The 2,126-nt window shown below is 54.4% G+C and carries 2 protein-coding genes; one reads left to right on the top strand and one right to left on the bottom strand.

What is annotated here, in order from left to right; translation table 11 throughout:
* Positions 1–253, top strand: a 253-nt coding sequence (locus BUE18_RS28390; RefSeq protein ID WP_211482856.1) for a hypothetical protein, incomplete at its 5' end; no start/stop codon positions are given.
* Between the two features lie 41 nt (positions 254–294).
* Here the strand turns inward: BUE18_RS28390 and BUE18_RS27095 are convergent.
* A complete protein-coding gene (locus tag BUE18_RS27095) occupies positions 295–1,356 on the bottom strand; it encodes a hypothetical protein (protein WP_139265000.1) in 1,062 nt (353 codons plus the stop codon).
* Positions 1,357–2,126: the final 770 nt, after the last annotated feature.

Genomic DNA, 2,126 nt, shown 5'->3' with positions numbered 1-2,126 from the left:
CGCGCAACTTCAACCTGCCTATGGGAAAAAAATGGCAGATCGCGGTTATACCCAGCCTGGTTTATCTCCGTATTTTTATTCGAATGTCAAAGACCCTGCCCAATACAGGGAGCGGGATAAAACCGCTTCCCTGCGTGCGGGCGAAAACCGAAATTTTATGTTTCAGGCCCCTTTCAGGGGGTTTGCCCAACTATTCAGATTTTTATTTTTTTACCATTGTCCCCATCATTCTTTCGAGTTTTTGACTTTTTGACGGACGTCCCCAAGGTCCACATGATGGAGTTAGTCAATTAATCAAAGACGTCCCCAAGGTCCCCGGCCGTCGGTAAGCGCCGAAAACCACATCTTCCATTGGGGGATGATCCGGCTTAGGACCAGATAGTCCTTTTCCAGAAACTCTCCCGGCTTGGTCAGCAGAATGAAACCGACTTTGAATTCCTTGGGCGCATTGGCAGCGCTGGGGATGCGCTCGCCGACTGCGGCGATAATGTCTTCGATGGTTACGGTCAGAGCGTCGCCCGAAATGGTGACGCCGGTCTGGGGCAGTTTTTCAGGATTGATGTCGGGATTGTCGATCAACAGCATGGGCGGGACTTCGGACTTGTCCACAAGGCCCATGAGATACAGGTCCAAAGGGCTGTAATACTTGCGGCCGGGCAGGGACGTAAACGTGCCGTCCCCGTTGTCCTGCCAGTCGTTGCCGTATAAAAGGGAGCCGTCCGTGTCCAGCAAATAGCTCCAATGGCGGCGGTTCTCCGCACCCGGATCGTAGTTCCACAGCAAGGCCTCGCTCTCGGCTCCGGTGGCATCCACAAACCGCGCGTCAGCCGCAAAACGGTGCAAAAGCTCATGGCTCATGGTCCGCATGAGCTTGGAAAAATCCGGCTCCATGGGATCGGTTTCCAGGTTGTACAAATGCCCCATGGTGATGAAGCCCTGCAAACGCCCGGCGCTGCCGTAATCGTCGGATAAGTCGAACGGAGCCTGGCCCAGGCCGTCAGTGTCGTTCTTGATGGAAGAATAATATCCGGCCGCCTGGGCGGGCTCGCCTCCGATGGTATACCGGGGCATGTCAAATTCAAAGTCCGTGAACATCACCAGGAAATCATAGTCGTCGCCGTGGGTCTCATAAAAGGCGTTGGCAATGGTCCTGCGGGAATCCGAAGCATTATCCTCCAACTCCTGGACAACGTCATCCCCGTCCAGGCTCATGACAGTCACATCTCCGAAGTCCTCCACCAAAGACGCTTCCATGTCTCCGGCGTAACCGGAAGCCGTCAGGATGCAAAAAATAAACGCCGCCGCTACGGCCAACAGACGCACGCCATTGCCCACTCCACGCCCTTCAAAGCTCATGATTTCCCCTCTTGAACTTGTTCCGACAACTAAAATAAAAAAACAAAAATACTGCCTCCGGCCGCCCTCTTTTTGAAAGAATAAGGGCAAAAACTTCATAATGGCGCTTCGCGCAAGAGCTTAAAGCCTCCGGCGGGTCGCTTTCTTGAAAGAAAGCTCCGCAAAGAACTTCAAAATGGCGCTTCGCGCAAGGCTTAATGCCTCCGGCGGCCAACTTTTGAAAAAGTTGGATCAAAACTTTTCAATGGCGCACCGCGCAGGGGCGTAGATAGGTTTGTCATTCCCAAATGTCTCTGTCGGGAATCCAGCGTCCCTATCCCTGGCAGCGCCGACATCGTAGGTTGGGTAGAGCTTGCGAAACCCAACAAATCCCGCCGCGAAGCGGCATCCATATTCTTTCGCCGTCATTCCCGAGCGTCTTTATCGGGAACCCAGCGTCCCTGCCCCTACGTCCCTTCCCCACCGGCGGGGGAAGGTCAGGATGGGGGGGACTCGTTCCCATGTTGCACGTGGGAATGCATACCGTGGCGCCATCCTCCATTCGAATAAAAATACGGCCGACAAATATCCATCATCCTTGGGCGCTCCGACATCAGTGCGGCTTGCCGCGCCTACCCAAATAAACGCCGCGAAGCGGCATCCTATAAAATCCCTTCCCCCCTGACGGGGGAAGGTCAGGATGGGGGGGATTGTCATTCCCGAATGTCCCTGTCGGGAACCCAGCGTCCCTGACCATTAAAACAACAATGTTAACCACGGAAGACACGGAA

Origin of the sequence: Desulfatibacillum alkenivorans DSM 16219, assembly GCF_900142135.1 — a bacterium.
GTDB classification, from domain to species: Bacteria; Desulfobacterota; Desulfobacteria; order Desulfobacterales; family Desulfatibacillaceae; genus Desulfatibacillum; species Desulfatibacillum alkenivorans.
Note: the sequence above shows the minus strand (reverse complement) of the source record. Positions and strands in the feature narration are given on the sequence as shown.

Excerpts from the sequence above, each read along its gene's own strand:
- BUE18_RS27095 (WP_139265000.1), bottom strand. The coding sequence starts at position 1,356 with ATGAGCTTTGAAGGGCGTGGAGTGGGCAATGGCGTGCGTCTGTTGGCC.